Genomic DNA, 24,120 nt, shown 5'->3' on the forward strand with positions numbered 1-24,120 from the left:
TCAACCCTTCCGGCACAACTGGGTGTCACGCTGCGGCCTCCGGGACTTCAGCTACGGCTCCCGGGACTTCATTCGCCGCAAGACCTTTCGCAAGACATTGCGACGGTGTTACGTTCAACCACGACTCCGGTCCGAGCGGCCGGGGGCCTTGAGCAACGGGCCCCACGCGCCCGGCCGTTCGGGCCGGGTCTCTGGAACGGGGAGGCCCCGGCGCCACATCGTTTCCCCGCTGCCCCGACCGGGCCGGCGCCGGGGCTCTCCCTCCCGAGCCTGTCTCAGCGCGGCGACTGCGCCGTGGAGCCCCGCACGACCAGCTCCGGCTGGAAGAGGAACTCCGTGTGCTGCACGGGGTTTCCCTGGATCTCCTCCAGGAGGGCGCCCACCGCGGCGGTCGCCATCGCCTGCACCGGCTGGCGCACCGTGGTCAGCGGCGGGTCGGTGAACGCGATCAGGGGCGAGTCGTCGAATCCGACGACGGAGACGTCCCCCGGCACCGACAGCCCCCGCCGGCGCACCGCCCGGACCGCGCCGAGCGCCATCATGTCGCTGCCGCAGACCATCGCCGTGCACCCCTGGTCCAGGAGCGCGCCGGCGGCCGCGTAACCGCCCTCGACCGTGAACAGAGTGCGCTGCACGAGCTGCTCGGCCTCCCCCTGTGACAGGCCGAGCAGGCTGTGCAGCGCCCCGATGAACCCCTCCGCCTTGCGGCGTGAGGGGACGTACCGGGTGGGGCCGATGGCCAGGCCGATGCGCTCGTGACCGAGGTCGACCAGGTGGCGCACCGCCATCCGGGCCGCCGCCCGGTCGTCGGGCGAGACGAACGACACCGGGATGTGCTCGTTGTAGCCGTTGATCAGTACGAACGGCACTCCGCGGCCCGCCAGTTCCAGGTAGCGGCCGGGGTCCGCGGTGGCGTCGGCGTGCAGCCCGGAGAGGAACACGATGCCGCTGACGCGGCGTTCCTCCAACTGCTCGACCAGCTCGTCCTCCGTCGCGCCGCCCGGCATCTGGGTGCAGAGCATCGGGGTGTAGCCGTGCCCGGCGAGCACCTGCTCGATGACCTGGGCGAACGCGGGGAAGATGGGGTTGCTCAGCTCGGGGACGATGAGCCCTACGAGGCCGGCGCTGTGCCGCTTCAGGCGCAGCGGACGCTCGTAGCCCAGGATGTCCAGGGCCGCGAGCACCCGCTGCCGCGTGCCCGTCGCCACCCCCGGTTTGCCGTTGAGGACCCGGCTGGCGGTGGCCTCGCTCACCCCGGCCTGGACCGCGATGTCCGCGAGGCGCGGAGCACCGCGGGCCGCCCAGTCGGAGGCTTGCGACGGGGGGAGGGTCACACCGCCCACCAGACGGTGGTGTCGGCGGACAGTTCGGCCTTGCCGTCCACGACCTCCACGGGGGTGTTGGCGAGCAGGACCCGGCCGGGGGCCGGTATCCGCACCGTCGCGCCGGTCGTGTTCGCGGTGCACACGAAGGACGCGCGGCGGAAGGCGAGGACCCCCTCGGGGGCGTCGAGCCACTCCAGCGAGTCGCCCGCGCCGAGGCCCGGCTGCGTGCGGCGGATGTCCAGCGCGCGCCGGTACAGCTCCAGGGTCGAGTCGGGGTCGCCGGTCTGCGCCTGCACGCTCAGCTCGCCCCAGCCGGCGGGCTGCGGCAGCCAGCTGCCGCCCGCGCCGAAGCCGTGGCTCGGCCCCTCGACGGTCCACGGGATGGGCACCCGGCAGCCGTCGCGGAACCCGTCCTGCCCGCTGGCGCGGTGGAACGAGGGGTCCTGGCGCACCTCGTCGGGCAGGTCGGTGACGTCGGGCAGGCCGAGCTCCTCGCCCTGGTAGACGTAGGCCGAGCCGGGCAGCGCGAGCATCAGCAGCGTCGCGGCGCGGGCGCGCCGCAGGCCGAGTTCGCGGTCGCCGGCGGTGCGCAGCTGGGTGCCGAGTCCCGGCGGGTTGGCGAACCGCGTCGTGTGGCGGGTGACGTCGTGGTTGGACAGGACCCAGGTGGCGGGGGCGCCGACGGGGCGCATGGCGGCCAGGGAGGAGTCGATGACCTCGCGCAGCTCCGCGGCGTCCCAAGAGGTGCCGAGATACTGGAAGTTGAAGGCCTGGTGCATCTCGTCGGGGCGCACGTAGGCGGCGGCGCGCTCGATGGTGGGCGTCCACGCCTCGGCGACGAGGATGCGTCCGCCCGTCTCCCGCGCGGCCGTGACGGCGGGCCCGAGGGCGTTGCCCGCGTACTCCGCGAGGACCTCGCGCCAGCTCCGGTAGATCTCGTGCACGCCGTCCTGGTCGAAGAACGGCATGGTGTCGTTGCCGAGGAGCCTGAGCTGGTCGTGCCGGCCGATGTCGGGCAGGCCCGCGGCCTTGACCAGGCCGTGGGCGACGTCGACGCGGAAGCCGTCCACGCCCATGTCGAGCCAGAACCGCAGGATGGAGCGGAACTCGTCGCGTACGGCCGGGTGCTCCCAGTTGAAGTCGGGCTGCTCGGGGGCGAAGAGGTGCAGGTACCACTCGCCGTCCGGGGTGCGGGTCCAGGCGGGGCCGCCGAAGATGGACTCCCAGTCGTTGGGCGGGAGTTCGCCGTCGGTGCCCTTGCCGGGGCGGAAGTGGTAGCGCTCGCGCAGCGGTGACCCGGGGCCCTCGCGCAGGGCGCGCTGGAACCACTCGTGCTGGTCGGAGGAGTGGTTGGGCACCAGGTCCACGATGACGCGCAGGCCCAGCTCGTGGGCGTCGCGCAGCAGGGCGTCGGCGTCGTGCAGGGTGCCGAACATCGGGTCGATCGCGCGGTAGTCGGCGACGTCGTACCCGGCGTCGGCCTGCGGGGACGAGTAGAACGGGCTGAGCCAGACGGCGTCGACGCCGAGGTCCCTGAGGTAGGGCAGCCGGGCACGGATGCCTGCCAGGTCGCCCATGCCGTCGCCGTTGCCGTCGGCGAAGCTGCGCGGGTAGACCTGGTAGATCACCGCGCCGCGCCACCAGTCCGTGTGGGTGCCGGCGGCGGGGGCGGCAGGGGCAGCGAGATGCTGGGTCATGTCTTCCCTGGGATCGAGAGATCGAGAGATCGATGGGCCGGGAGATTGCGTGGGGCGGGAGTGGGTGCGGGGCCGTGGGCCGGGAGCCGGGCGGTCAGGACTTCGTGGCGCCGGCCGTCAGTCCGGCGACGAGGTGACGCTGGACGAGGCCGAAGATCACCGCGGCGGGAGCCGCGACGATGACCGCGGCGGCCGTCAGCGAGCCCCAGTCGCTGGTGTACTGGTTGACGAAGGTCTGCAGGCCGCCGGCGAGGGTGAGGTTCTCCTCGCCGGTCATGAAGGCCGAGGCGTAGGCGACCTCGGCCCAGCCGGTGATGAAGGTGTAGAAGCCGGTGACGGCCAGTCCCGGCTTGGCCAGCGGCACGATGAGCCGCCAGAACGTGCCGAACGGATTGAGCCCGTCGACCCGGCCGGCCTCGTCGATCTCCACCGGGATGGTGTCGAAGTACCCCTTCATCATCCAGGCGCAGAAGGGCACCGCGATCGTCAGATAGGTGACGACGAGACCGATGGGCTGGTTGAGCAGGCCGAGGTTCGCGAGCAGGTTGTACAGCGGCACGATGAGCACCGCCACGGGGAACATCTGCGTGATCAGCAGGAGCCACATCAGCGGCCGCATGCCGGGGAAGCGGAAACGGCTGACCGCGTAGCCGGTGGTCGCGGAGATGAGGACGCCGATCACGGTGGTCACCCCGACGACGAGCAGGGAGTTGGCGACCCAGCTCGGGAACTCGGTGTCGTTGAGGACGTGGTCGTAGTTGCCGAACGTGAAGTCCTTCACCAGGGCGGTGGAGAACGCCTCGCTCTGCGGCTTGAACGAGGTGACCAGCAGCCACAGCGGCGGCAGGACCGCGATGGCCGAGGCGATGAGCAGGGTCGCGTGCAGCCCCACGGAGGCCAGTCGCCCGCGCTCGCCGCGCGGCCTGACCTTCGCCTTCGGCGCCGTGCCCGGCGTGGTCGGTCGGTTCGTCACGGTCGTCACCAGACTTCTCCCTGCTTGCGGAGCGCGCGGCGGTAGACCACCGCGAAGAGCGAAAGGAGCAGCAGAATGATCACGCCCCAGGCCGCGGATCCCGCGAAGTCGCGGGGGCTCACGACGAACGAGAGCCGGTAGGCGTACGTCACCAGGATCTCGGTGGCGTCTCCCGGGCCGCCCCGGGTGAGCAGGAAGATCACCGGGAACATGTTGAACGTCCAGATGCTGCTGATCAGGATCACCGTGCTGCTGACGGACCGCAGGCCGGGCAGGGTGATGTGCCGGAAGCGCTGCCAGGGGCTCGCGCCGTCCATCTCGGCGGCCTCGTACAGCTCCCCCGGGATGGACTGGAGACCGCCGAGCATGGCGACCAGCATGAACGGCACGCCGAGCCAGACGTTGACGGTGATCACCGAGAGCTTGGCCCAGGTGGGGTCGTTCAGCCACGGGACGGCGTCGATGCCGCCGCCGGCGAGGAGCTTGTTGAGGATGCCGTTCTTCTCGTTGAAGATCAGCCGCCAGGTGAACACGGAGACGAAGGCGGGCACCGCCCACGGCAGGATGAGCGCCATCCGGTAGAAGGAGCGTCCGGCCAGCTTGCGGTTGAGCATGTTGGCGAGGACCAGGCCGAGCCCGAAGGAGAGGGCGACGCAGGACACGGTCCAGATGACGGTCCAGGTGAGCCGGTCCCAGAAGACGCCGTCGGAGAGGATCGCGGTGTAGTTGTCGAGGCCCACGGACTCGTAGGTCGCGGGGATGTGGTTGACGCCGATGGTGCGCTCGACGTTCGCCTCGTTGGCGTCGGTCGTCGACAGGTAGAGGCCGCGCACCATCGGATAGCCGACGATCACGCCGATCACGACCACCACGGGAGCGACCATGCTCCAGGCGTACCAGTGGGTGGACAGTGCCCTGCGCAGGCGGCCCGGGGTCTTGCCGGTCCGGTGGTTCTTGCCGGTGCGGTGGCCGCGGCCGCGGATGCCCGTGGCACCCGCGGCCTTCACCACCGACTGGCCGCTCTCGACAGCCATGGGGCGCTCGGCCCTCCTCTTCTTCCCGTTCCCGCTGCTTACTTGTAGTCCTTGAGGAGCTTGCGGTAGGCGTCTCCGACACCGTCCGCCGCGTCCTGCGGCGATGCCTTGCCGCTGAGCACCTTGCCCATCTGCAGGCGGATCGGCTCGAAGAGGGAGTTGGCCTCGGGGATCCAGGGCCGCTCCACGGACTTGTCCACGGCCGGCTTGAAGAACTGCACCATCTGGTTGTCCTTGACGGACTTCACGTCGTAGACGGACTTGCGGGTGGGCAGCAGGCTCAGCTGCTCGGTGGTCTGCTGCTGCACCTTGGCCGAGCTCATGTACTTGATGAACTCATAGCTCGCGTCGAGGTTCTTGGAACCGGCGTAGGCGGCGAGGTTCCAGCCGCCCTGCGGGGAGGCCTGCCGGTCGCTGCCGCCGGGGACCGGGGCGACGCCGAGGTTGTCCTTGTCCGCCTTGAACTGCTTGCCCTGCAGGGCGCCCTCGATGGACCACGGGCCGTCGATCGCCATGGCGACCTCGCCGTCCTTGAAGGCGTTCAGCTGGTTGTTGTAGCCGTCGCTCGCGTCGGTGGTGGCGGCCTTGGAGTCGACCAGGTCCTTCATCAGCTTGAACGCGGCGGCGCCCTCGGGGTCGTCGGCGGTGATCTTCTTGTTCTTGGTGTCGAGCAGGTCGCCGCCCTCTCCGTACAGGTACGGGAGGTAGTAGTACGGGTCGTCGCCGCGCAGGTAGAACCCCGTCTTGCCGGACTTGTCCCTGATCTTCTTCGCCGCGGCCTTGACCTCGTCGAAGGTGGTGGGCACCTTGACGCCGGCGTCCTTGAGCATCTTCTTGTTGTAGAAGAGGGCGAGGCTGTCGATGGTCTGCGGGACGGCGTACGTCTTGCCCTTGAACTTGGTGCTCGCCGCGGCCTGCGGGAGGTAGTCGTCCGGCTTGTCGAGGGCGGCGGTGCCCTCCAGCGGGGCGAGGTAGCCGAGGTTCGCGAAGTCGGCGACCCAGGCGACCTCGGTGCGCATCACGTCGGGGGCACCGGAGTTGCCGCCCGCGGCGTTCTTGAACTTGGCGTTGGCCTCGCCGAACGCGACGCTCACGTAGTTCACCTTGACATCGGGGTGGAGCCTCTCGAAGCCCTTGGCGAGCTTCTGGTAGGTCCCCTTCTCCGCGTCGTTCGAGGTGTCCCAGAAGGTGACGGTCCCGGAGAGCTTGCCGGACCCCTTGCCGCCGCTGTCACCGTCGTCTCCACCGCACGCCGCCGCCGTCATGGTCAGGGCCGCGACCAGCGCGGTGGCTGCTATGCCACGCCGCATGTGAACTCCTTCGACTGATCCCGGAAAAGGGGAGGCGGAGCCCCTCGCACGGGGTGCGCCTCCGGTGAGCCGCACTGGACGCGGCGCCGGGTTGCCAGGGAACGTAACAGGATTGAAAAGCGACCGAAAGAGATTGCGGAAGATTTCTGCAAGAGCTGCTGATCGTTACTGCCGTGTGTCCTTACGGTTGCCGTCAGGATGCTTGACACCGCTGTGAGGAGGCCTCATCCCCTGGCGGCCTCTCCGTGAACTCTGCAAGTTCCTTGCAGGAACGGCTGCTTTCCGCAAGCTTGCACCGCTGGTGTGCAATCGCGCGGATGACAGGTACAGTCCCCCCATGACCGCACGGCTCGTCGACATCGCAGCGCAGGCAGGGGTCAGCGAAGCCACCGTGAGCCGGGTGTTGAACGGCAAGCCCGGTGTCGCAGCGGCCACCCGGGAATCCGTCCTCGCGGCGATCGACGTGCTCGGTTTTGAGCGTCCCTCGCGGCTGCGGCAGCGCAGCAGCGCCGGCCTGATCGGTCTGATCACTCCCGAGCTGGACAACCCCATCTTCCCGGCCCTGGCCCAGGTCATCGCGCAGAGCCTGACCCGCCAGGGATACACGCCCGTGCTCGCCACCCAGACGCCCGGCGGCTCCACCGAGGACGAGCTGACCGAGATGCTGGTGGACCGGGGTGTCTCCGGCATCATCTTCGTCTCCGGGCTGCACGCCGACACCACCGCCGACATGGAGCGCTACGAGGTGCTGCGCGGCAAGGGCGTGCCGTTCGTCCTGGTCAACGGCTTCTCCCCCAAGGTGCGGGCGCCCTTCGTCTCCACCGACGACCGGGCCGCGGCGCGGTTGGCCGTCACCCACCTCGCCTCGCTCGGCCATACCCGCATCGGCCTTGCGGTGGGCCCCCGGCGGTTCGTGCCGGTGCTGCGCAAGATCGAGGGCTTCCAGCTCGGCATGCGCGAGCGTTTCGGGATGCGGGCCGAGGACTCCGATGAGCTGGTCGAGCACTCCCTGTACTCCCTGGAGGGCGGTCAGGCCGCCGCGGGCACCCTGATCGGCAGGGGCTGCACCGCGATCGTGTGCGCCAGCGACATGATGGCGCTCGGTGCCGTGCGGGCCGCCCGCGAGCGCGGTCTCGAGGTGCCCCGGGACATCTCGGTGGTCGGTTTCGACGACTCCCCGCTCATCGCGTTCACCGATCCGCCGCTGACCACCGTCCGCCAGCCCGTCCAGGCGATGGGCCAGGCCGCGGTCCGTACGCTCCTGGAGGAGATCGGCGGCACGCCCGCCCCGCACAACGAGTTCGTGTTCCTGCCCGAGCTGGTCGTACGCGAGTCGACCGCCTCGGGGCGGCAGGAGGACCGCCGCTCCGCCTGACGGGCACGCCGCTCAACGGGGGCGGGTCAGCAGCGGCTGCCACCAGGCGCGGTTCTCGCGGTACCAGCCGACGGTTCGGGCCAGGGCCTCGTCGAAGTCGACGCGGGGACGGTAGCCGAGTTCCGTGCTGATCTTGGTGTGGTCCACGGCGTAGCGGCGGTCGTGGCCCTTGCGGTCGGTGACGTGGGTGATGCGGTCGGCCCCGGCCCCGCACAGGGCGAGCAGCCGGTGGGTCAGCTCCAGGTTGGTCAGGGAGGTGCCGCCGCCGATGTTGTAGATCTCGCCGGGCCGGCCCGCGGCGCGCACCAGCTCCAGTCCGCGTACGTGGTCCGCGGTGTGCAGCCAGTCCCGTATTTGGAGTCCGTCGCCGTAGAGCGGCACGTTCTCCCCCTCCAGCAGGGCGGCGAGGAAGCGGGGAATGAGCTTCTCGGGGTGCTGGTGGGGCCCGAAGTTGTTGGAGCAGCGGGTGATGCGGACGTCCAGGCCGTGGGTGCGGTGGTGGGCGAGGGCGACGAGATCGGCGGCCGCTTTCGACGCCGCGTAGGGCGAGTTGGGCGCGAGCGGGGAGTCCTCGGTGGCGGCGCCGTACGGGAGGGAGCCGTAGACCTCGTCGGTGGAGACGTGGAGGAAAGGGCCCGCGCCGTGCCGGAGCGCGGCGTCGAGCAGGGTCTGGGTGCCGAGCACGTTGGTGCGGATGAAAGCCGTGCCGTCCGCGATGGAGCGGTCCACGTGGGACTCGGCGGCGAAGTGCACGATCTGCCCGTGGTCGGCGACGAGCGCGTCGACCAACTCCGCGTCGCAGACGCTGCCGCGCACGAAGGTCAGGCGAGGGTCGTCCCGCACCGCGTCGAGCCGGGCGAGGCTGCCGGCGTAGGTGAGACTGTCCAGGACGGTCACGGCCGCGGCCGGGCTCTGCGGCCCGAGCAGCGCCCGGACATGGGCGGAGCCGATGAAGCCGGCGCCACCGGTGACGAGAATGCGGGGGCCTCGGCGGGGGCCGGCGATGGGGGTCGGGGTCATGAGGTGAGCTGCACTCTGCTGTGGTCTCCGATGACGAGCCGGTGGGCGCCGGGCAGCCGGGGCGCCGGGGACACGGCGGCGCCGCGCCCGATCAGCGAGCACTCGATGCGGGAGGCGCCCTCGACGTGCGCTCCGCGCAGCAGCACGGAGTGCGCGATGGCGCTGTCCTGGATCCGGCAGTCCTCGGCGATGGACGTGTAGGGGCCGATGCTGGAGTCGCTGACGACGGTGCCCGCGCCGATCACCACCGGGCCGACCACGCGCGAGCCGCGCACGACGGCGCCCTCGGCCACCCGTACCCGTCCCACGAGGGTGCTGTCCGGGTCGACCTTGCCTTCGACGCGGCCCGTCATGCCGTCGAGGACCTGGCGGTTGACCTCCAGGAGGTCTTCGACGCTTCCCGTGTCGCGCCAGGGCCGCCCGGTGGTCTCGGCGGACACCCGCAGGCCCTGTTCGATCATCCACTGCACGGCGTCGGTGATCTCCAGCTCGCCGCGGCCGGAGGGGCTGATCGCCCGGACCGCCGCGTGGATCTGCGGTCCGAAGGCGTAGACCCCGATGAGGGCGAGGTCGCTGCGCGGCCGGTCCGGTTTCTCCTCCAGGCGCAGCACGTCGCCGCGCGCGTCGAGTTCCGCCACGCCGAACGCGGTCGGATCGGCGACCGGGGTGAGCAGCAGCCGGGCGGCGCTCGGGTCCGCCACGGCCCGCCGGACGAAGCCGGTCAGCCCCTCCTGGAGGTAGTTGTCGCCGAGGTAGAGCAGGAAGTCCTCGTCGCCGAGGAACTCCCGGGCGAGCAGCACGGCGTGGGCCAGCCCCAGGGGTTCGTCCTGGTGCAGATAGGTGATCCGCAGTCCGAACCGGGCGCCGTCGGCGACGGCTTCGCGGACTTCGGCGCCGTGGTGGCCGACGACGACGGCGATCTCCTTCACGCCGGCCGCGGCGATGGCCTCCAGGCCGTAGAAGAGGACGGGTTTGTTGGCGATGGGCAGCAGTTGTTTGGCGCTGGTGAAGGTGAACGGGCGCAGTCGGCTGCCCGTTCCGCCCGCCAGGACCAGAGCTTTCAAGAGAGCCGTCCGCTGGGCGGGGCGGCAAGGGGGTGCGTTTCCACGGTTCCCTCCTCGTACTCGAAGCGGCTCCATGCACTCGAAGCGGCTCCACGACTCAAGCAGAGTCGACCCGGGGCTCGCAAGCTCTGTCTGAAACTTTCTGAAAGCTCTTGCCAACGCGGCGGCGGCTTGTTTGACTCGGGGCCGTGCCGCCGGAATCCCCGCCCAACTTCGGTTCCGTGCCGCGCACTTGGCAGGCGATCCGGACAATGACTGGGGGCAGCAGTGACAGGTCATCGCCAGCGCGCACAGCTGGCCAGGGAGGCCTTCCACCTGGCGCCCGGCGCCTCGGAGGAGACCGCCCTCGGACAGCGCGTCTTCGCCCACGGACGTGGTGCCGTCCTGACGGATCTGGACGGCAACGACTACCTCGACTTCGCCGCGGGCACCCTGACGCAGTCGCTCGGCCACTGCCACCCCGAGGTCGTCGACGCGCTCACCGCGCAGGCCGCCCGGCTGTGGAACGTGCACGACGCGGCGACCGAGGGCCGCGACGAACTCCTCGACCTGCTCGCCCGGTTGCTGCCCGACCACCTCGACACGTACGCGTTCTTCTCCACCGGCGCCGAGGCCGTCGAGGCGGCCCTGCGCGTGGTGCAGGCGACCGCTCCCCCGGGCCGCAACCGCCTCGGCGCGCTCCGCCACGGCTTCCACGGCAAGACGATGGGCGCGCGGATGCTGGTGCACTGGGACATCGGCAACCAGGCGTTCGCCGGCAACAGCGTGCTCGGCTACGCGCCCTACTGCTACCGGTGCCCGCTCGAACTGGAGTACCCCTCATGTGGGGTGCGCTGCGCCTCGCTCGTGCGCAAGCACATCGCCGAGAAGCCCAATGTCTCCGCGCTCGTCTTCGAGCCGGTGCTCGGCGCGGCCGGCGTGATCACCCCACCGCCCGGCTACTGGGAGCAGATCGCGCAGGCCTGCCGGGCGAACGGTGTGCTGCTCGTCGCCGACGAGGTGCTGACCGGCGGTGGCCGCACCGGCTCCTTCCTGGCGAGCGAGGCCCTCGGCATCGAGCCGGACCTGGTGGTCCTGTCCAAGGGCATGGCCAACGGCTTCCCGTTCGCGGTGCTCGCCGGACGCGGCGAGCTGCTGCGCTCCCCCGCCGCCGCGGCGGCCGGGTCGTACGCCTCCACCTACGCGAGCAACCCCCTCGGCATCGCCGCCGCGCGCGCCACCCTCGGCGTCATCGAGCGCGACCGGCTCACCGCGCGGGTGCGGCAGCTGGGCGCGCTGCTCGGTGAGCGGCTCAATACCTTACAGGCGGGGTGCGAGCAGCTCGGGGACGTGCGCGGGGCGGGGCTGCTGTTCGGGCTGGAATTCGTGACGGACCGCCAGAGCCGTCGCCCGGCGCCGGAGTTCGCCCGCGCCGTCCACACCACGGCCCTCGACCTCGGCCTGCGTACCGCGGTCGGCGGGCACATCATCCGCCTCGCGCCGCCGTTCACCCTGGACGACGAGCAGCTCGACCACGGCGTCGACCTCCTGGCCGAGGCCATCGGACGGGTGTCCTCGTGAGCGGTCCGGATCCCGTGATCATCGCGGAGAGTCTCACCAAGGAGTTCCGTGTCGCCGAACGCCGGCCCGGCCTGCTCGGTTCGCTCGCCACCCTCTTCACCCGCGAGCACCGGCTGGTCCGCGCCGTGGACGGCGTCTCCTTCCGGATCCCCGCCGGCTCCAGGACCGCGTACATCGGGGCCAATGGAGCGGGCAAGTCCACGACGATCAAGATGCTGACCGGCATCATGACGCCCACCTCCGGGCGATGCCTGGTCGCCGGCGTGGAGCCCTACCGGGAACGGCAGCGCAACGCCCGTGCCATCGGTGTCGTCTTCGGACAGCGCAGCCAGTTGTGGTGGGACCTGTCGGTGCCCGACTCCTTCCGCATCCTGCGCAGGATCTACGACATCCCCGAGCGGGTCTACCGCCGCAACCTGGCGCTCTACCGCGACCTGCTCGACATCGACGCCCTGGGCACCACCCCCGTACGGCAGTTGAGTCTCGGGCAACGCATGCGGGCCGAGGTTGCGGCGAGCCTGCTGCACGATCCCGCCGTCGTCTTCTGGGACGAGCCCACCATCGGGCTCGACATGGTCCTCAAGGAGGCGGTCCGGGTCCTGGTCAACCGCGCCAACCGGGAGCTGGGCACCACCGTGGTGCTCACCAGCCACGACATCGGTGACATCGCGGCGATCTGCGACACCGCCCTGGTCGTCGACCGCGGCCGGGTCGTCCACCAGGGCACCCTCCACGACCTGCTGCGCACCGCCGACCGGCGCAGTGTCACCTTCGACCACCGCGACCCGCTGCCGGTGTCCGCCGTGCTGGAACGGATCGAGCGGGGCCTGCCCGGTGCGCGCGCCGGCGAGCACGAGGGCGGCCGCGTCCGGGTGGAGTACCCGGTGGAGCTCTTCACCTCCCGCCAGGTGCTCGCCTTCCTCCTGGAGCACTTCGACCTGACGGACTGCTACGCCCCCGAGCCCGACCTGGAGGACGTGCTGCGGCGCGTCTACGAAGGGGCCGGTGACGCGGGCGGCTCGCCCCAGGGCGGGCCGGCCGCCCGCGCCGAGAGCGATGCCGCGTGAGCGCCGTGACCGCGAGGCCCCGGGCGAGCTGGGCGGGCCGGGCCCGCCGCTACCTGCCGTTCGCCACGGGCAGCCTGCAGTCGCTGCTCCAGTACCGCTCGATGTTCTTCGTCACGGGGGTCACCGCGGCGGCGGGCGCGGCCGTGACGGTCTTCCTGTGGCGGGCCGTGTACGCGGGCTCGCCCGGCGCGGGGCCCGGCGGCTTCACGTCGGCCGGGATCACCACGTATCTGCTGGTGGGCCAGGTGCTCCAGGTGCTGCACGCCAACCGCGTCGACGACGAGGTGGCCGCCGAGGTCTACCGCGGCGACGTGGCGGTGATGCTGGTGCGCCCCGTCAGCTATCCGCTCGTGCGGTTCGCGGCCTGTCTGCCGGTGGTGGCGGCGAACGCGCTGCTGGTCGGGGTGCCCGTGCTGCTGCTGTTCTCCCTGCTCGTGCCGGTGACGGCGCCCCGGCCCGCCGACGCCGCGCTGTTCGCCCTCTCCACGCTGCTGTCGGTGCTCATCGCCTTCTGCGTGAACCTGCTGACCGGCATGACCGGCTTCGTCACCACCAACACCTGGGGGGTGCGCATGCTCAAGCAGAGCGTGGTCGCCTTCTTCGCGGGCCAGCTCGTGCCGATCGCGCTGATGCCGGGCCCCCTGGCCGCCGTCGCCCGGGCGCTGCCGTTCCAGGGCATGGTCGACGGCCCGCTGACGCTGCTCCTCGGACGGTACGAGGGGGCAGCGGGCGCCCTGGACGTGCTGGGCCGGCAGGCGGTCTGGGTCATCGTCCTGTCCGGCCTCTCCGCGGTGCTGTGGCGGGCCGCGACCGGGCGGCTGGAGGTGCTCGGCGGATGACACGCACGGCTCTGCGGTATCTGCGTCTGTCCCTGTTCCTCGGCGGTGTCGGCCTGCACCGGCTCATCGCCTACCGGCTGGACTTCGCGCTCGGCGCGGGGGCGTTCCTGGTGCGGGTCGGCATCCAGACGGCCGTGGTGGGCCTGGTGTTCCGCCAGGTGCCCGCGGTGGGCGGCTGGTCGTACCACGAGGTGCTGTTCCTGCTCGGCTTCTCCCTGCTGCCGCGCGGTCTCGACCACCTCTTCACCGACCAGCTGTGGGAGCTGGGCCGCAAGCTGGTGCAGCGCGGCGAGTTCTACCGCTATCTGATCCGGCCGGTGAACCCGCTCTTCGCCCTGCTGTCCGAGCGCTTCTTCCACCCCGACGGCCTGGGCGAACTGGTCGTCGGCGCGGCACTCGTGACCTGGGCGGGCGGCGAACTCGGCCTCGACCCGAGCCCGGCGCAGTGGGCCCTCGCGCCGCTGCTCGTGCTGTGCGGGGCGCTGCTCCACACCGCGGTCAAGCTGTTCTTCGCCTCGCTGTCCTTCTGGACCGTGACCAGCCTGCCCGCGATGTACGCGGCCACGCAGGTCTCGGAGTTCGCCGCCTATCCCCTGGACATCTACCACTCCTCGCTGCGCGCCCTGCTGACCTGGGTGCTGCCGTTCGCCTTCACCTCGTACGTGCCGTGCGTCTACCTCCTGCGGGGTGGGACGGGCCTGCTGATGTGGCTGCCCGTGGTGACGGCCGGGGCGGTGCTCACGGCCCTCGCCCTGTGGCGGCGCGGCATCAACCGATTCGACATGACCGGGAGTTGAGACGCCGCATGATCCGCGACGAAGACCTGGAACCACTGCTGCGCACCGCGCCCTGGATGTCCGAGGACGGCCGCCGGGCCGACCGGTACGAACGCGTCGATCACGCCGTGCTCGGCTCCGCCGCCCTGCTCCTGGTGGTCGCCGCCGTCGGCGGCCCGGCGGCCGGGCAGCGGTTCTTCCTCCCCGTGCGTCCGGGCAGCACGCGGGGCATCGAGGAGGCGCACGGCAGTACGGAGTTCGACGCCGCCGCGGTGGCCCGCGCCTGCTCGGGCGGCGAGCTGGCCACCGCGCGCGGCGGCACCGTGCGGTTCCGCGGCGCGGGCGGGCCCGTGCCCCAGGTGCGTAGGCTCCCCTTCGAGCAGGGCTGGTCCTCCAACGCCCTGTCCCTGGTGGACATCGCGGGCGTCCCGCACATCCACAAGACCTACCGCCGGCTGGACGAGGCCGTCCGCGAACCGGAGCTGCTGCGGCGCATGAGCGGCACCGGGCACACCCCCGCCTGGGTCGGCGACTACACGTACACGGATCCCGGCACGGGTGCCCGGCACCCGCTGGGTGTGATCTACCGCTACGCCCCCGGCGACGGCATCGACCTGCCGCTGCGGGAGAACCTGCGGTCGCTGTGGCCGCGCCTCACCGACACCCGGCAGTCGCCCGACGCCGTGGTGGGACCGCATCTGCTGCCGCTGGAGGACCGGCTCCGCGCGGCCGGTGACTTCCTGCGCGCCTTCCACCGCGACCTGGCCACCCGGCTCGGCGGCCCCGCCCCCGCGGAGTATCCCGCGCGGGAGGTGCTGGCGCGGGCCGCCGAGCGGCGCACGGCGCTGGCCGGTGCCGAGGTGTCGCTGCCCGCGGCCTCCTGGCGTGCCGCGTTCGCCGCGTTGGAGGCCGAAGTGGCCGCGCTTTCCACCGAGTTCGACGGCCGGGAGGGGGTGCCGGGGGCCGGGCCGTGCCACGGCGACCTGCATCTGTCGCACCTGTTGTGCGGTCCCGGCGTCGGCGACGGGTGGCGGATGAGCGTGATCGACCTGTCCACGCCCGCGCTGGGCCCGGACGAGCCCGGATGGGCCGCCCAGTCACCGCTCCAGGACCTGGTCGCCGTACAGCGCGCCCTCGAGTACTTCGCGGCCGACGAGGCGGCGTTCGAGAGCGCCCAACGCCTCGGCGTGGACTCGCTGGAGACGATGCGCGGGGCCCTCGACGGCGCCCCCGGCTGGGCGGCCGGGGACCGGGCCGTGCTGCGCCAGGTGTTCCGTACGGCCGACCTGTGGCGCGGGCGCGTGCTGCGGCTGCTGCTCGGCCCGGTCGCCGACAGCCCGCTGCGGCGCCTGCTGTATCTGCGGCGGCTGCTCCACGAGCTGGCCTACAACTGCGCCCACGCCCGCCCCTACCACGCGGCGATCGACCTGCGCCATGCCCTGGCGCTCGACGCCGCGCACGCCCCGGCGCTCTCCCCCGCTCTCGCGCCCCCTTCCCCGCCCGCCTCCGCTTCCGCCCCGATCTCCGCGAGGACGTGACCGTGACCGAGCCGACCGACCCGCGCCTGCACATCATCGAGACGTACTTCGAGTGCTGCGGCTTCGACCACACCTTCCTGCAGGGCGGCACCTCGGTGTACCTGTGGAACCTCTCCCGGGCGTTCGCCGCGCGCGGCCACCGGGTCTCCATCGTCACGCCGGCGCACGGCAGGCTGGCCGACCTCCGCGAGCGGTACGAGGTCGAGGACCTGCCCTACGAGGACGTCCACACGGTGCCGATCGTCCTCGACCCCGACGTGTGGCGGGGCTTCCCCGCCGAGGTCGGCCTGGAGCTGCGCACCACCGCGCACCGCATCCGGCTCGACGGGGTCGACCTGTACTTCCTGGCCGACGACTACCTGGACCGGCTCCCGGACACGTTCTATCCGCCGTACTCCGCCAAGGGCCACGACCTGGTGTTCTTCAAGCCGCTCGTCTTCCAGGTGGACAGCGTGCGGTTCCTGCGCACCTGGTTCGGCGACGAGAAGGCCCTCGTCCACGCCCACGAGCCGTACTACCACTACCTGCTGCCCGCCGCGCTGCGCGACGACCCGTCCAAGCTGGTCGTCAGCAATGTGCAGAGCAACATGCCGATCACCAAGAAGGTCTACGGTCCCAAAGTGCGGCGGCTGTTCGACGAGCTGGGCGTGGCGGTGGCGCTGCCCGGCCCGGACACCGCCGACGCGCTTCCCCTGGCGCCGCGTCAGTACCAGCAGCTGACCCATCTGCACTACGACTACCCGCCCGACCACGTGGCGGTCTACGAACTGACCGCCGAGCACGCCGACCTGATCGACTTCCTCTCCGAGGGGCAGCTCGACTTCTACGCGTCCTTCCGGGACACGCCCTTCGAGCAGCTCTTCGCCCAGCTGCCGATCGCCGACGTGGTGCGGCGCAACGCGCACAAGATGTTCGTGGGCGGGTGCGCGATCTCCGACGAGTGGCTCGGCTGGGACCCGGCCGCCGTCGAGAGGGACAAGGTGCTCGGTGGTCTCGGCCTCGATCCGGCGCTGCCCACGTTCTTCCACAACGCGCGCTACGCCGTCCACCACAAGGGGCAGGTGGAGCTGGTGCGCGCGGTGGACCGCGTCCTGTCCGAGGGGCTCGCCGCCAACTTCGTGGTGCGCTGCATCTCCGGCGCCGGCATCGACGACCCCCTCTTCCACGAGATCGCTCGGCGGCACGCGGGGCGGCTGCACCTGGAGTGGGAGCGGGTGCCCGAGCGGCGCGTCTTCGAGTACGCCGCGGCCGCCGACTTCTGCCTCTTCCCCTCCAAGTTCGAGATGGACACCTTCCTCATCGCGCAGGGCGAGGCGATGGCGGCCGGCGCGGTCCCCATCGCCACCGACCAGCGGGGCATGGCCCACTTCCGGCACGCGGAGGGGCCGCGGACCACGACGGGCTTCGCGGTGAACCGGTCGTTCGCCGAGGACGACGAGCTGCTCACCGCCGCGCTGAGCACCCGGATCAGACAGGCGGTGACCCTGTGGCGCGAGGACCCGGGCCGCTACCGGGAGCTGGCCCGCCGCTCGGCCGCCGTGGCACACGCCTTCACCTGGGAGCACTGCGCCGACCTGCACCTGGCCGCCTTCACCCGGCTCTGGCGCGGCGAGCCCGCGCGGCTTCCCGCCGAACGGGCCCTGCGGCACGGCTGGTCGGACCTGCTCCCTGACGAACTGCTCACCGCGCGGGCGGCGGTCGAACACGGTGACCTCGCCGCGTACGAGCGCCGGGCCCCGCTGGACGACGACGCCGCGCGGCTCTTCTTCGACGCCGCGTGGCGGCGCGCCGACTTCGCCACCTGCGAGAAGGTGGTGGAGCGCCGGCCGGGTGCGGTGCCGGACGAGGACGTGGCCCGGCTGCGCGCCCGCCTCGCGCCGCTGCCGGACGGGCGGCTCGGCTACCGGTTCGCGCACGCGGACCGCGTGGAACTGGTCCTGCCCGCGCCGTCCGACGCGGCGGGCCGCGCACGGCCGCGGGTGCGGCCGTTGACCCGCACCGCCCCCGGTGAGTTCGCGGGCCCCGCGCCGGACCGCCCCGGCGCGTGGCTGCTGCTGACCCTGTCGTCCGGGCGCGTGACGTGGGACGAGGTGCGGCATGGCTGAGGCGGGCGCGGTCCGGGCCGTGCTGCTCGCGGGCGGCGAGGGCCGGCGCATGGGCCCCCTGGGCGCCGGGCGCCTCAAGCCGCTGATGCCGTATGGCGGGGCCTGCCGGCTCATCGACTTCAGCCTGGCCAACGCGCGGGCCTCGGGACTCGGCGAGGTGCTGCTGCTCTCCCAGTACGAGGAGCGGCGGCTGATGGACGACCTGCACCGGGTGTGGAACACGGCGGCGGATTTCCGGGTGCACTTCGGCCCGTACGACCACGCCTACCGCTCGGCCGGGGGCGGCCTGCCCCGCGAGTTGCCCGAGCGGACCTGGCCGCTTGAGCGCGGGACGGCCGATGCGCTGATCCGCAAGAGCGCGTACGTCTTCGGGGGCGGCGCCGAGCAGGTGCTCGTGCTCCACGCCGACCACGTCTACCGCTTCGACTACGGGCCGCTGATCGAGGAGCACCGGGCGTCGGGGGCCGCGCTGACCCTCGCGTACCAGCGCATCGAGCCGCGCTGGGTCCCTCTGTTCGGGATGGTCGAGTTCGACGCGGCCGGGCATCTGACGGCGTTCGTGGAGAAGCCGGAGAACCCCACCGGCGACCTGGTCTTCGCCGCGTTCTGCGTCTTCGACGCGCGGGTGCTGCGGCGCACCCTGGAGCGGCTCGACGGCACGCGGTGGCAGCACGACATCAGCCGGGACGTGATCCCGGCGATGCTCGCGGCCGGCGAGCACATTCGCGGCCACGAGGTCACCGGCCACTGGCAGGACATCGGCACCGTCGAGCGCTACCACCGGGCGCACCTCGCACTGGCCTCCCCGGAGCCGGGCCCGCCGGATTCGCCCGGTCCATCCGGTCCGCCCGGTCTGCCCGTCGAGCGGATGCCGTGGACCATCGCGCCGGAGGTGGCGCGCCGCCGGGTCGCCCGCGCGCCGGGCGTACGGGACTCGGTGGTCCCCGCCGACCTGGTCAACCTCGGGCTGGTGGAGCACAGCGTGCTCTTCCCCGGCGCCCGGATCGGCGCGGGCGCCCGCGTGCGCCGCAGCGTGCTCCTGCCCGGCGCCGCCGTGCCGCCGGGCGCCGACGTCGACTCGGCGGTGGTCCTGGAGGACGGCACGGTGCAGCGGGTGCCGGAAGGAGTACGGGCGTGAGTGCGCCGCGTCCGCGCGGACGCGGCCCGGGCCGCCGCATCGCACACATCGACCGGTCGGGACCGCGCGCCGCCTCGGCGCGCGCCGTGCCCGCACAGTGAGGGAGCGCTTCCATCGTGCACATCATCCATGTCTCCTTCGAGTGCGGCGGTTTCGACCACCGCCTGATGCGCGGCGGCCTGTCGCCGCTCGTGTGGAACCTGTCGCGTGCCTACGCGGCGCGCGGCCACCGCGTCTCGGTGATCACCCCGGCGCACGGTCTGCTGGACGCCCTGCGGGAGGACTTCGCCATCGAGGAGACGCCCTACCGCCGCGCGCACACCGTGCCGCTGGTCCTGGACCCCAAGGCGTGGCCGGACCATCCGGGCGAACTCTCCCTCGACCTGACCACGCGTGCCCACCGGTTGCGGCTGCACGGCGTCGACGTGTACTTCCTGTCCAACGCCCACCTGGACCTGCTCCCGGACCGCCTCTACCCGCCGCCGAGCGCGGTCGGGCGCGACCTGGCGCACTTCAAGCCGCTGGTGTTCCAGGTGGACGCGTTGCGCTTCCTCGGTGAGCTGGTCGGCGAGGAGAGGGCCGTCGTGCACGGCTTCGAGCCGTACTACGCCTGGCTGCTGCCGCCGGTGCTCGGCGCCGAGGCACGGCTGCGCACCGCCGTCACGGTCGCGGCCAACGGCCCCGTCACGCAGAAGCTCTACCGGCCGCAGGTGGAGCGGCTGCTCGCTCTGTTCGGGGTCCGCGACCGCGTCGACCTGGACGCGCTCGACGCGCCGCCGCCCGCCGAGGGCAGCGCCACGGCGGTCATGGGGCGGGCCCTTGCCGGGACCCGTATGCACGACGAGTACGGCCCCGACCACGTCGGGCTCTTCCCGTTGATCGCCGCCGAGGCCGACCTCGTCGACTTCGTGTCGGCCGGGCAGCGCGCGTACTACAGCACCTTCCGCGACACCCCCATGGAGGCGCTCTTCCACCGGCTGCCGGTCTCCCAGCAGTTGCGCGAGCAGGCCCACAAGCTGCTGCTCGGCGGGTGCGGCATCGCCGGGAGCTGGCTGGCCCGCGACCCGGCCGCCGTCGACCGCGACGCGGTGCTGCGCGCGCTCGGGCTCGATCCCGCGCGCCCCGTCTTCTACCACGCGGCGCGCTACGCGGTGCACCACAAGGGCCAGTTGGAGCTGATGCGGGCGGTCGAGGAGGTCCTCGCCACCGACCCCGGGATCAGCTTCGTCATCCGCTGCTCGCTCAGCCGGGGCGGTCAGGAGCCGGCGGGCGCCGCGAACGCGTACTTCCAGCGCGTCGCCGACCGCCATCCCGGCCAGGTCCACCTCGACTGGTGCCTCGCCGACGAGGAGACCCTCTTCACGCAGGCCGCCTGCGCGGACTTCTGCGTCTACCCCTCCAAGTTCGAGCTGGACGGCTTCCTCATCGCCCAGGCGGAGGCCATGGCGTGCGGGGCGGTGCCGATCGGCACGGCGCAGCAGGTGACCGCGCACTTCCTGCACACGCTGCCGCTCGCGGACCCGGCGGCGACGGGGTTCGCCGTGCGCGGCTCGTTCCGCGACGACGATCCGGCGCTGGCCCGGGAGCTGGCCGAGCGCATCAGGGAAGCGGCCGCCCTGTTCCGTCGGGAGCCGCGCGCCTACGCCCGTCTCTCGGAGAACGCCCGCCGCGTGGCGAGGTCGTTCACCTGGGAGCGGGCCGCCGGGCACCGGCTCGCGGCCTTCGCGACCCTGCTGCGGGGCGAGTCGGTGCACTTCCCCGACGAGGAGGCGATCCGGTACGGCTGGTTCGACCGGCTGTCCGACGACGCGTGGGCCGAGCACCGTGACCTCATCGTGCGGAGCGCCGCCGAGCGGGGGGACGTCGCGGCCTACGAGCGGGTCGCCCCGCTGGACGCGGCCGCCTACCAGCGTCTCTTCGAGGCCGCGCACGCCCGCGCCGACTTCGCCCGCTGCGCCCAGGTGGCCCGTGCCGCCGGGCGCCCGGACCTGCTGGGCCTGCTCCGCGACCGTTCCTGGATCGCGCGCGCCCTCGACGGCACGCTGACGGTGACCTACCGCCACCCGGGGCTGGAACGGGTGGAGGTGGTCGCCGCGCGGAGCGTGGACACCGCGCACACGTCTTCCCGTGCCGCCCTCGCCGAGCGCTCCTGCGCGGGTGAGTCCGTCGGTGAGGCCCTGGCCTCCGACGAACCCGTGCCCGCCGGCGGGGCCGCGCTCGTGGGTCTCGAACCGGTCGGCGACGGAGTCTTCCGGGGGCGCGTGGGCGGGCCGCCGCCCGGCCAGGACCTGGTGCTGATGCTGACGTCGCGGTCGGGCCGTGTCACCTGGGACACCGTGCCGGTGCCCGAGCCGCCGTTCCGTGTCGTCGCCACGGACCTGGACGGCACCTTGCTCCGCAGCGACCTGACCGTCTCCGCGCGCACGCGCCGGGCCCTCGACCTGGTCGCACGGGCGGGCGCGCACCACCTGGTCGTCACCGGGCGGCCCGCGACGGCCTGCAAGGAGTTCCTGGCCGCGCTCGGCTACCGGGGCCTCGCCGTCTGCGGACAGGGCGCCCAGCTCTACGACGCCGCCGCCGACCGGCTGCTCGACTCCGCCCCGCTCGACCGGGAGCTGGCCCGCGACGTGGTGGAGCGCGCCGAGGCGGTGCTCGGCACCCTGGAACTCGGCGTGGTCACGGCAGCGCCCGAGAGCCGCTTCAAGGTCACTCCCCGGTTCGGGGAACGCGTCCGTCACGGCTGGGACGTCACCGCCGACCGCGCGCTGCTGTGGGACTCCCCCATCGACAAGCTGGTGCTGCATCACCCGCGGGTCCCCGAGGACGATGTGGCGGCCACCGTACGGGAGTTGTGCGGTGACGCGGTGTCCGTGGTGCACTCGGTCCAGGGCATGGTGGAGGTGCTGCCACCCGGCGTCACCAAGGGCGCGGGCGTGGCCCGGGCGGCGCGGCTCCTCGGCTTCACGGGGGCCGACACCATCGCCTTCGGCGACATGCCCAACGACATTCCGCTGCTCGCCTGGGCCGGGCACGGCGTGGCGGTCGCCAACGGGCACCCGCAGCTGCGGGCCATGGCCGACGAGACGGCGCCGGGCAACGACGAGGACGGCGTCGCGGCGGTCCTCGAACGCGTCTTCGCCCCTACGGTCTCCCCGCTGCCGGCGCTCGGTGAGGCCACCCATGGCTGAGGCGCTCCGTGAACTCGCGCGCGCCCATGGCGTCGCGACCGAGTACGCCACCGACCGGGGACGGCGGGTCGCGGTCCCGGCCGACACCCTCGTCGCCGTCCTCGGCGCCTGCGGGGTGGACGCCACCACCCCGCAGGCGGCGCGTGCGGCCCTGGACCTCCACCGGCGGGTGCGGGCGGAACGGCTGCTGCCGCCCTGTGTCGTGGCGGAGGCGGGCAAGGGCCTGATACCGCCCGCCCAGGGCGTCGCCGAGGTGGAGCTGGAGGGCGGCGGGACCGCCTCCCCGGCCGACGCGCTGCCGCCGGGCCACCACATCCTGCGGGTATGCGTGGGTGAGCGGGAGGCCCAGGCCCCGCTGCTCGCCGTGCCCGACCGGGTGGCCGTGCCCGAGCGCCGCTCGTGGGGTTTCCTCGTGCAGCTGTACTCCGTGCTCTCCCGCCGCTCCTGGGGCATGGGCGACCTGGCGGACCTCGCGGAACTGGCCGCCTGGTCGGGGCGGGAGCTCGGCGCCGGCTTCGTCCAGCTCGGTCCGCTGCACGCCGCTGTGCCGGGGCCGCTGCCCGATCCGTCGCCGTACCGCCCCAGTTCGCGCCGCTTCCCCGATCCGATGCACGTGCGGGTGGAGGCCGTGCCGGAGTACGCGTACCTGGATCCGGCGGGACGTGACCTCGTGCACGCCCTGGCCGTCCGGGCCCGCGCGCTCAACGACGCGGTGCTCGACGGCGGTTCGCTCATCGACCGGGAGGCGGTCCGCGACCTCAAGCACCGGGCGCTGCGCGCCGTGCACGCGGTGCCGCTCTCTCCCGGCCGCGCGGCCGCCTTCGCCGCCTTCACCGCGCGTGAGGGGCACGGTCTCACCGACTTCGCCACCTGGTGCGCGCTGGCCGAGGCGCACGGCGCCGACTGGCGGTCCTGGCCGGTGGAGTTGCGTGACGTGCGCTCGCCCGCCGTGGCGCGGGCCCGCCGGGAGCACGCTCAGAGCGTGGCGTTCCACCGCTGGCTGGCCTGGATCACCGACGAGCAGCTCGTCGGCGCACAGCGGGCGGCGACGGACGCGGGGATGGAGATCGGCCTGGTCCATGACCTGGCCGTCGGGGTCGCTCCGGGCGGCGCCGACGCCTGGGCCCTGCGGCACTGTCTGGCCCCGGGGATGAGCGTCGGCGCGCCGCCGGACGACTTCAACCCGCTCGGCCAGGACTGGGGCCAGCCGCCCTGGCGTCCCGACGCGCTCGCCGCCGAGGGCTACCGGCCCTTCGCGGAGCTGCTGCGCGCGGGGCTGCGGCACGCGGGAGCCCTGCGCGTGGACCATGTGATGGGCCTGTTCCGGCTCTGGTGGGTGCCCGAGGGCCGCCCGCCGGCCGAGGGCACGTACGTACGGTATGACGCGCGGGCCATGCTGGGTGTGCTCACCCTGGAGGCGTACCGGGCGGGTGCGAGCGTCATCGGCGAGGACCTCGGCACGGTCGAGCGGGGCGTGCGCGAGGAGCTGGCCGGACTCGGGATCCTCGGCACCTCGGTGCAGCGGTTCGAGTATCTCGGCGGCAGCGAGGGCCGGCACGGTCCGCTGCCGCCCGACCGGTGGCGGGCGGACTGCCTCGCCACGCTCACCACCCACGACCTGCCGACCACCGCGGCCTGGCTCTCCGGGGAGCACGTCGAACTGCGGGAGCGCCTCGGCCTGTTGACCCGCCCCGTCCAGGACGAGAAAGCGGCGGCCGCCGCGGAGCGCGACGGCTGGCTCGCGGAGCTGACGCGGCTCGGCCTGCTGCCCTCGCCGGACGGTGAGGTGGCCGCCCTGCACCGGTTCCTGCCGCTCACCCCGGCCCTGCTGCTCGGGGTGTGGCTGCCGGACGCGACGGGCGACCGCCGCCCGCAGAACCTGCCCGGCACCTCCGTGGTGCACCCCAACTGGCGGCTGCCGGTGGCGGACGCGGACGGACGGCCCGTCCCGCTGGAGGAGCTGCCCGCCTCACCTGTGCTGCGCACGGTCACCGGCGTGTTCGCCGGCCTGGCCGCTCCTCCGCGCACCGCCACCGCGCCACCCGGGACCCGGTCGACGACGCCGTCGACGGTCCCGGGCAGCGGCCCGAACGACGATCCGACCAGCTGAA

At 72.7% G+C, this 24,120-nt stretch carries 17 protein-coding genes; 10 read left to right on the forward strand and 7 right to left on the reverse strand.

The features are described 5' to 3' along the window. Positions 1 to 275: 275 nt before the first annotated feature. From ACZ516_RS11240 to ACZ516_RS11260, 5 genes are all read right to left on the reverse strand, one after another. Entirely contained in the window at positions 276 to 1,343 is a 1,068-nt protein-coding gene (locus tag ACZ516_RS11240; RefSeq protein ID WP_361085382.1) for a LacI family DNA-binding transcriptional regulator, read from the reverse strand. Next, positions 1,331 to 3,022, reverse strand: coding sequence for a glycoside hydrolase family 13 protein (locus ACZ516_RS11245; protein ID WP_469009761.1), 1,692 nt, complete (start codon positions 3,020 to 3,022; stop codon positions 1,331 to 1,333). Before ACZ516_RS11245 ends, ACZ516_RS11240 begins: the two co-directional genes overlap by 13 nt. Positions 3,023 to 3,116: 94 nt before the next feature. Then, on the reverse strand, positions 3,117 to 3,995 hold the full coding sequence (locus tag ACZ516_RS11250; RefSeq protein WP_361085587.1) for a sugar ABC transporter permease: 879 nt from the start codon (positions 3,993 to 3,995) through the stop codon (positions 3,117 to 3,119). A 5-nt stretch (positions 3,996 to 4,000) separates the two neighbouring features. Continuing rightward, complete coding sequence (locus ACZ516_RS11255) at positions 4,001 to 5,029, reverse strand: carbohydrate ABC transporter permease (protein ID WP_358913369.1); 1,029 nt, start codon at positions 5,027 to 5,029, stop codon at positions 4,001 to 4,003. A gap of 38 nt (positions 5,030 to 5,067) precedes the next feature. Continuing rightward, complete coding sequence (locus tag ACZ516_RS11260) at positions 5,068 to 6,339, reverse strand: extracellular solute-binding protein (RefSeq protein WP_469009763.1); 1,272 nt, start codon at positions 6,337 to 6,339, stop codon at positions 5,068 to 5,070. A 337-nt stretch (positions 6,340 to 6,676) separates the two neighbouring features. Here ACZ516_RS11260 and ACZ516_RS11265 point away from each other — a divergent pair, with 337 nt between their 5' ends. Beyond that, positions 6,677 to 7,714 carry a LacI family DNA-binding transcriptional regulator gene (locus tag ACZ516_RS11265; protein ID WP_469009764.1) on the forward strand — a complete coding sequence of 346 codons (1,038 nt, stop codon included), beginning with the start codon at positions 6,677 to 6,679 and terminating at the stop codon, positions 7,712 to 7,714. Between the two features lie 12 nt (positions 7,715 to 7,726). Here the strand turns inward: ACZ516_RS11265 and rfbB are convergent, their stop codons facing one another. Both rfbB and ACZ516_RS11275 read right to left on the reverse strand, forming a co-directional pair. Continuing rightward, a complete protein-coding gene (rfbB, locus tag ACZ516_RS11270) occupies positions 7,727 to 8,734 on the reverse strand; it encodes a dTDP-glucose 4,6-dehydratase (protein ID WP_469009765.1) in 1,008 nt (335 codons plus the stop codon). Continuing rightward, positions 8,731 to 9,798 (reverse strand): glucose-1-phosphate thymidylyltransferase, encoded by a 1,068-nt coding sequence (locus ACZ516_RS11275; RefSeq protein WP_469009767.1) that lies wholly within the window; start codon positions 9,796 to 9,798, stop codon positions 8,731 to 8,733. The genes rfbB and ACZ516_RS11275 overlap by 4 nt, the downstream gene beginning before the upstream one ends. A gap of 267 nt (positions 9,799 to 10,065) precedes the next feature. Between ACZ516_RS11275 and ACZ516_RS11280 the strand changes: the two genes are divergently transcribed. The 9 genes from ACZ516_RS11280 to malQ all read left to right on the forward strand — a co-directional run bounded on the left by ACZ516_RS11280 (position 10,066) and on the right by malQ (position 24,119). After that, positions 10,066 to 11,358 carry an aspartate aminotransferase family protein gene (locus ACZ516_RS11280; RefSeq protein WP_469009768.1) on the forward strand — a complete coding sequence of 431 codons (1,293 nt, stop codon included), beginning with the start codon at positions 10,066 to 10,068 and terminating at the stop codon, positions 11,356 to 11,358. Continuing rightward, positions 11,355 to 12,425 carry an ABC transporter ATP-binding protein gene (locus ACZ516_RS11285; protein WP_469009769.1) on the forward strand — a complete coding sequence of 357 codons (1,071 nt, stop codon included), beginning with the start codon at positions 11,355 to 11,357 and terminating at the stop codon, positions 12,423 to 12,425. Before ACZ516_RS11280 ends, ACZ516_RS11285 begins: the two co-directional genes overlap by 4 nt. Continuing rightward, entirely contained in the window at positions 12,422 to 13,264 is an 843-nt protein-coding gene (locus ACZ516_RS11290) for an ABC transporter permease (protein ID WP_469009770.1), read from the forward strand. The genes ACZ516_RS11285 and ACZ516_RS11290 overlap by 4 nt, the downstream gene beginning before the upstream one ends. Next, complete coding sequence (locus ACZ516_RS11295) at positions 13,261 to 14,061, forward strand: ABC transporter permease (RefSeq protein WP_358578851.1); 801 nt, start codon at positions 13,261 to 13,263, stop codon at positions 14,059 to 14,061. The genes ACZ516_RS11290 and ACZ516_RS11295 overlap by 4 nt, the downstream gene beginning before the upstream one ends. 8 nt (positions 14,062 to 14,069) lie before the next feature. Further along, positions 14,070 to 15,578, forward strand: a complete 1,509-nt coding sequence (locus tag ACZ516_RS11300) for a phosphotransferase (RefSeq protein ID WP_469009771.1) — start codon at positions 14,070 to 14,072, stop codon at positions 15,576 to 15,578. A gap of 2 nt (positions 15,579 to 15,580) precedes the next feature. Continuing rightward, positions 15,581 to 17,683, forward strand: a complete 2,103-nt coding sequence (locus ACZ516_RS11305) for a glycosyltransferase (RefSeq protein ID WP_469009773.1) — start codon at positions 15,581 to 15,583, stop codon at positions 17,681 to 17,683. After that, the gene (locus ACZ516_RS11310) at positions 17,676 to 18,821 is read left to right on the forward strand and encodes a sugar phosphate nucleotidyltransferase (protein WP_469009774.1); all 1,146 of its coding nucleotides are present in this window, start codon (positions 17,676 to 17,678) and stop codon (positions 18,819 to 18,821) included. Before ACZ516_RS11305 ends, ACZ516_RS11310 begins: the two co-directional genes overlap by 8 nt. Positions 18,822 to 18,937: 116 nt before the next feature. Next, a complete protein-coding gene (locus tag ACZ516_RS11315; RefSeq protein WP_469009775.1) occupies positions 18,938 to 22,009 on the forward strand; it encodes a Cof-type HAD-IIB family hydrolase in 3,072 nt (1,023 codons plus the stop codon). Next, entirely contained in the window at positions 22,002 to 24,119 is a 2,118-nt protein-coding gene (gene malQ / locus ACZ516_RS11320) for a 4-alpha-glucanotransferase (RefSeq protein WP_469009777.1), read from the forward strand. The genes ACZ516_RS11315 and malQ overlap by 8 nt, the downstream gene beginning before the upstream one ends. Position 24,120 lies beyond the last annotated feature (1 nt).

The organism is Streptomyces sp. NPDC034037 (genome assembly GCF_055575715.1).

What these genes read in the sequence shown, in the direction of transcription:
- rfbB (WP_469009765.1), bottom strand. Translation starts at nt 8,734, where the DNA reads ATGACCCCGACCCCCATCGCCGGCCCCCGCCGAGGCCCCCGCATTCTC.
- ACZ516_RS11300 (WP_469009771.1), top strand. Translation starts at nt 14,070, where the DNA reads ATGATCCGCGACGAAGACCTGGAACCACTGCTGCGCACCGCGCCCTGG.
- malQ (WP_469009777.1), top strand. Translation starts at nt 22,002, where the DNA reads ATGGCTGAGGCGCTCCGTGAACTCGCGCGCGCCCATGGCGTCGCGACC.
- ACZ516_RS11310 (WP_469009774.1), top strand. Translation starts at nt 17,676, where the DNA reads ATGGCTGAGGCGGGCGCGGTCCGGGCCGTGCTGCTCGCGGGCGGCGAG.
- ACZ516_RS11255 (WP_358913369.1), bottom strand. Translation starts at nt 5,029, where the DNA reads ATGGCTGTCGAGAGCGGCCAGTCGGTGGTGAAGGCCGCGGGTGCCACG.
- ACZ516_RS11245 (WP_469009761.1), bottom strand. Translation starts at nt 3,022, where the DNA reads ATGACCCAGCATCTCGCTGCCCCTGCCGCCCCCGCCGCCGGCACCCAC.
- ACZ516_RS11260 (WP_469009763.1), bottom strand. Translation starts at nt 6,339, where the DNA reads ATGCGGCGTGGCATAGCAGCCACCGCGCTGGTCGCGGCCCTGACCATG.
- ACZ516_RS11295 (WP_358578851.1), top strand. Translation starts at nt 13,261, where the DNA reads ATGACACGCACGGCTCTGCGGTATCTGCGTCTGTCCCTGTTCCTCGGC.
- ACZ516_RS11265 (WP_469009764.1), top strand. Translation starts at nt 6,677, where the DNA reads ATGACCGCACGGCTCGTCGACATCGCAGCGCAGGCAGGGGTCAGCGAA.